The organism is Alcanivorax sp. HI0083 (assembly GCF_001635175.1).
On sequence record NZ_LWFX01001299.1, the window covers coordinates 1 to 4361 of the forward strand.

The 4361-nt window shown below is 61.4% G+C and carries 6 protein-coding genes; all 6 read left to right on the forward strand.

Annotation, left to right across the window (positions count from 1 at the left end):
- Positions 1-946: helix-hairpin-helix domain-containing protein (locus tag A3754_RS19345; protein ID WP_156497097.1), on the forward strand; the 946-nt coding region annotated here is incomplete at its 5' end.
- A gap of 105 nt (positions 947-1051) precedes the next feature.
- Positions 1052-2614 carry a glutamate--cysteine ligase gene (gene gshA / locus A3754_RS19350; protein WP_063521004.1) on the forward strand — a complete coding sequence of 521 codons (1563 nt, stop codon included), beginning with the start codon at positions 1052-1054 and terminating at the stop codon, positions 2612-2614.
- 255 nt (positions 2615-2869) lie between these two features.
- Positions 2870-3061 (forward strand): ribosome modulation factor, encoded by a 192-nt coding sequence (gene rmf / locus A3754_RS19355; RefSeq protein ID WP_063521005.1) that lies wholly within the window; start codon positions 2870-2872, stop codon positions 3059-3061.
- A gap of 164 nt (positions 3062-3225) precedes the next feature.
- The gene (locus tag A3754_RS19360) at positions 3226-3729 is read left to right on the forward strand and encodes a disulfide bond formation protein B (protein WP_063521006.1); all 504 of its coding nucleotides are present in this window, start codon (positions 3226-3228) and stop codon (positions 3727-3729) included.
- 7 nt (positions 3730-3736) lie between these two features.
- On the forward strand, positions 3737-4120 hold the full coding sequence (locus A3754_RS19365) for a CidA/LrgA family protein (protein ID WP_063521007.1): 384 nt from the start codon (positions 3737-3739) through the stop codon (positions 4118-4120).
- On the forward strand, positions 4110-4361 hold a 252-nt coding region (locus A3754_RS19370; RefSeq protein ID WP_197468728.1), incomplete at its 3' end, for an LrgB family protein. The genes A3754_RS19365 and A3754_RS19370, both read left to right, overlap by 11 nt.

A 4361-nucleotide genomic window follows, 5' to 3' on the forward strand; every position in this document is an offset into this window, starting at 1 on the left:
GAGCCAGGTAAAACTGTCCCGCTCGCTGGATACCGTGGTGGAAGACTGTGTGAACTCCGTGGGTGTAGACGTGAATACTGCCAGCGCCCCGCTGCTGGCCCGCATTGCCGGGCTTAACAGCACCATCGCCGGCAACATCGTTACCTTCCGGGAAAAGAACGGTGCCTTTGCCAGCCGCGCCAACCTGAAACTGGTGCCGCGCCTGGGCGACAAAACGTTTGAACAGGCCGCCGGTTTCCTGCGCATCATGAACGGCGAGAACCCGCTGGACAGTTCTTCAGTGCACCCGGAAGCCTACCCGGTGGTGGAAAAGATCGCCGGCAAGCATGGTCGTCCGTTGAAAGACCTGGTGGGTGATGTGCCCTTCCTCAAGAAGGTCAACGCCGCTGAATTTACCGACGACAACTTCGGCCTGCCTACCGTCACTGACATCCTCAGTGAGCTGGAAAAACCCGGCCGTGACCCGCGCCCGGAATTCAAGGCGGCAGCGCTCAAGGAAGGGGTGGAAACCCTCAAGGATCTGAAGCAAAGCATGATCCTGGAAGGCACCGTCACCAACGTAACCAACTTCGGCGCCTTCGTGGATATCGGCGTTCACCAGGATGGCCTGGTGCATGTGTCCGCGCTGGCCGACAAGTTTGTGGAAGACCCGCACCAGGTGGTCGCCCCCGGCGATATCGTCAAGGTGAAAGTGCTGGACGTGGACCTGGATCGCAAACGCATCAGCCTGACCATGCGCATGGACGACCAGCCCACCGAAAAAACCAGCGGCCAGCGCCCCACCAGCAACCGCGCCAATCAGGCCAACAAAGGCAATAACCAACGCCGCGGTGGCGGAAGTCAGCGCGCCGGTGGCCAGCCCCAGGGCGGCGGCGGCACCTTCGCCGACCTGTTTGCCAAGGCCAAGGAAGAGAAGCAGAAGAAGGACAGCAAGAAGCGCTCCTAAACGGGAGTGACTTCTCAGCGTCATTCTATTGCCCCATGATTGTCGGAATTCCGTCACACCCGCGGCCAGCCCCACACCCGGGCGGCCGCACGACAGGCCCCAACCATGAAGCATCTTGAACAGAGAATTCATGCCCTGCTGGATTCAGATGCCGCCGCCACCCTGGCTGGTATCCGTCGCGGCATCGAGAAAGAAAGCCTGCGCATCACCACCGATGGCACCCTTGCGCAAACCCCGCACCCCAAAGCGCTGGGCTCTGCACTGACGCACCCGTACATCACCACGGATTATTCCGAAGCGCTGCTGGAGTTTATTACCCCGCCCAGCACCGAACTGCACAAACCCATCGAGTTTCTCGAACAGCTCCACCGCTATGTGTACAGCCACATTGGCGATGAAGTGCTGTGGGTCAACTCCATGCCCTGCATGATCGGCAAGGACAGTGATGTACCCGTGGCGCAATACGGCAGTGCCAATGTGGGCCGCATGAAAGCCGTCTACCGGGAAGGGCTCGGCCATCGTTACGGCCGCAAGATGCAAACCATTGCCGGCATCCATTACAACTTTTCCTACCCGGAAGCATTCTGGAAACTGAACCAGCAACTGGAAGACGACAACGCACCGTTGCAGGATTACATTTCCCGTCGCTACTTCGACCTGACCCGCAATTTCCAGCGCTATTCCTGGCTGCTGGTGTACCTGTTCGGCGCCTCCCCGGCCCTGTGTGCCTCTTTCCTGGCCGGCCGCGAGCACGATTTGCTGGAGCGTTTTGATCACTCCCTGTATCGCCCCCAGGCCACCAGCCTGCGCATGAGCGACCTGGGCTACCAGAACAATGCCCAGTCGTCCCTGGCGATCAGCTACAACAACCTGGATGAGTACGTCAGCACCCTCACCCACGCCATCAAGACACCGGAACCGGCCTACGAGAAAATCGGCGTCAAGGTGGGGGATGAATACCGCCAGCTCAACACCAATATTCTGCAGATCGAGAACGAGTACTACTCGTCCATTCGCCCCAAGCGCACCATCAACCCGGGCGAGCGCCCCACCACAGCATTGCGGGAACGCGGCGTGGAATACATCGAAATCCGCGCGCTGGATCTGAATCCGTTCGAACCGGTGGGCATCAACCAGCAGGAAATCCGCTTTCTGGACCTGTTCGCCACCTATTGCCTGCTGCGCGAATCACCGCAACTGGAAAAATGCGACCTGCATGCCAGCAAGGAAAACCTGCGCAAGGTGGTCTATGACGGCCGCAACACCGCCACCCAGCTCTGCAACTGGGGCAAGTCGGTGAGTCTGAAAGACTGGGCCACGGAAAAGCTGGAGCAGATGCAGCCCATTGCCGAACTGTTTGACCGCGCCCATGGCGGCACCAACTATGCCGAGGCACTGGCGCACCAGCAGGAAAAAGTCGACAACCCCGGCGCCACTCCGTCCGCGCGGATTCTGGCAACACTGGAGAGCCGCAATCAGGGCTTCTTCCAGTTCGCCATGGATCAGGCCCTGGCCCACCGTGACCACTTCCTGTCCCGCCAGCGCTGCGACGCCACCAACCAGCGTCTGGAAGCACTGGCCGCCGATAGCCTGGCCGAACAGGCCGCCGGGGAAGCCGCTGACCAGCAATCCTTCGAGGATTACCTGGCCGATTACTTCCGCGATTGACCGGCCAGCGGGGCTACAGCGGCTCCCGCCCCCGCGGGAGCCGCTGCCGGCCTCTCCACTCCCCGATACAGCCCCTGACATGCGCCGCCCGCCTCAACGTCACGTTGCACTGCGACACACTCCGTTGCATAGCGCACCGCTAACGCTGCACACAGATCGCTCTTGCTGCATTTGCACAACAAAAATGCGGACTCGCACGCTATGCAAATAGCACCGTAGTGCTACTCTTAATGGAACGTGGCAAGGAGCAAGGGCATGTCTCCAGACCGGGAGCAGTGCGAAAAAGCGTACAATCAGGGCTGCATGTGGGGCATGTCCGGCGGCGACAGCAATCGTTGCCCCTATACGGATGCCCAGCTGACGCAATGGTGGTTTGACGGCTGGCAAGCCGGCATCGATGCCTGGCACGACCGCAATCTGCAGCAGAAAAACGCCAAACAGGCCTGACGCGAACCCGCACAACGGTTAGCTCTCTCCCGCCTTGCGGGGGAAGCGTTGCTTGCGCCTTGCGCAGCCGACATCCTGCGTTCCCCCCCCAGCCGCTCTTTCCCCCTTGCCGCCACTGCCGCTTTTGCCTACCCTTCGCCGGTCCCCGACGAAAAGAGCCGCCCATGTCGCCCCTTATTCCTGCTCCTCGCCTGCTCAATATCCTCGCCTTGCTGGCCTGCCTGGCCGCCATGGCCGGCGCCCTGTACCTGCAACACGTGGATGGGCTGGAACCCTGTCCCCTGTGTATTTTCCAGCGCGTTGGCGTGATCGCCGCAGCGGTGATCCTGCTGATCGCCAGCCTGCACGGACCCAAAGGCTTGGGTGTGCGGATCTATGGGGCGCTGACCGCCCTGGCCGCCCTCGGTGGCGGCGCCGTGGCCGCGCGCCACATCTGGCTGCAGAACCTGCCGGCAGACCAGGTACCCGCCTGCGGCCCCGGGCTGGACTACATGCTCGACGTGTTTCCCCTGCAGAACGTACTCCAGCAAGTGCTGGCCGGATCCGGCGAGTGCGCAGAAATGGACTGGTCCTTTCTCGGCCTGAGCCTGCCGGCCTGGTCCATGGTGGTGTTTGCCGGACTGCTGGTGGTCGCCCTGATCCAGATGTTCCGCCCACTGCCCCGCTGAGCCCGTCATGATCGATGGCCTGCTGATTCTCCTGTTATTCCAGTTTTTCGGCGAGGTGATTATTCGCCTCACCGGCATTCCCCTGCCCGCCTCCGTGGTCGGCATGGTGCTGTTGCTGCTGGCACTGTTGCTGGAAGCCCCGTTTACGCAGCGGGTGGCACCGGCCGCCGGTGCCCTGATCAAACACATCAGCCTGCTGATTTTCCCCCTCGGGGTCGGCATCGTGCTGCAGTGGCACCGTTACGAAGAGTACGCACTGGCGCTGGGCGTGGCCGTGGTGCTGGGCACCCTGCTCAGCATGATCGTGGTTACCCTGATGCTGAAAAAACTGCTGGGCGGCAAACACCAGGAAGTCACAGGCAAAGCCCATGGAGATGACCATGCCGGCTAACCTGGACAATCTGGCCGGCCTGGTACACACCCCCCTGTTTGGTGTGCTACTGACGCTGGCCAGCTACCGTTTCGCCCTCTGGATCTACGGCCGCAGCAACAGCCTGCCCGTCTTTCACCCGTTTCTGGTGGCCTCCATCCCGGTGATTATCGTGTTGCCGCTGGTGAATGTGGACTACGAGGAATACCGCGACCAGACCCAGATCATTGCCTTTTTGCTGGGCCCGGCCACCGTTGCCCTG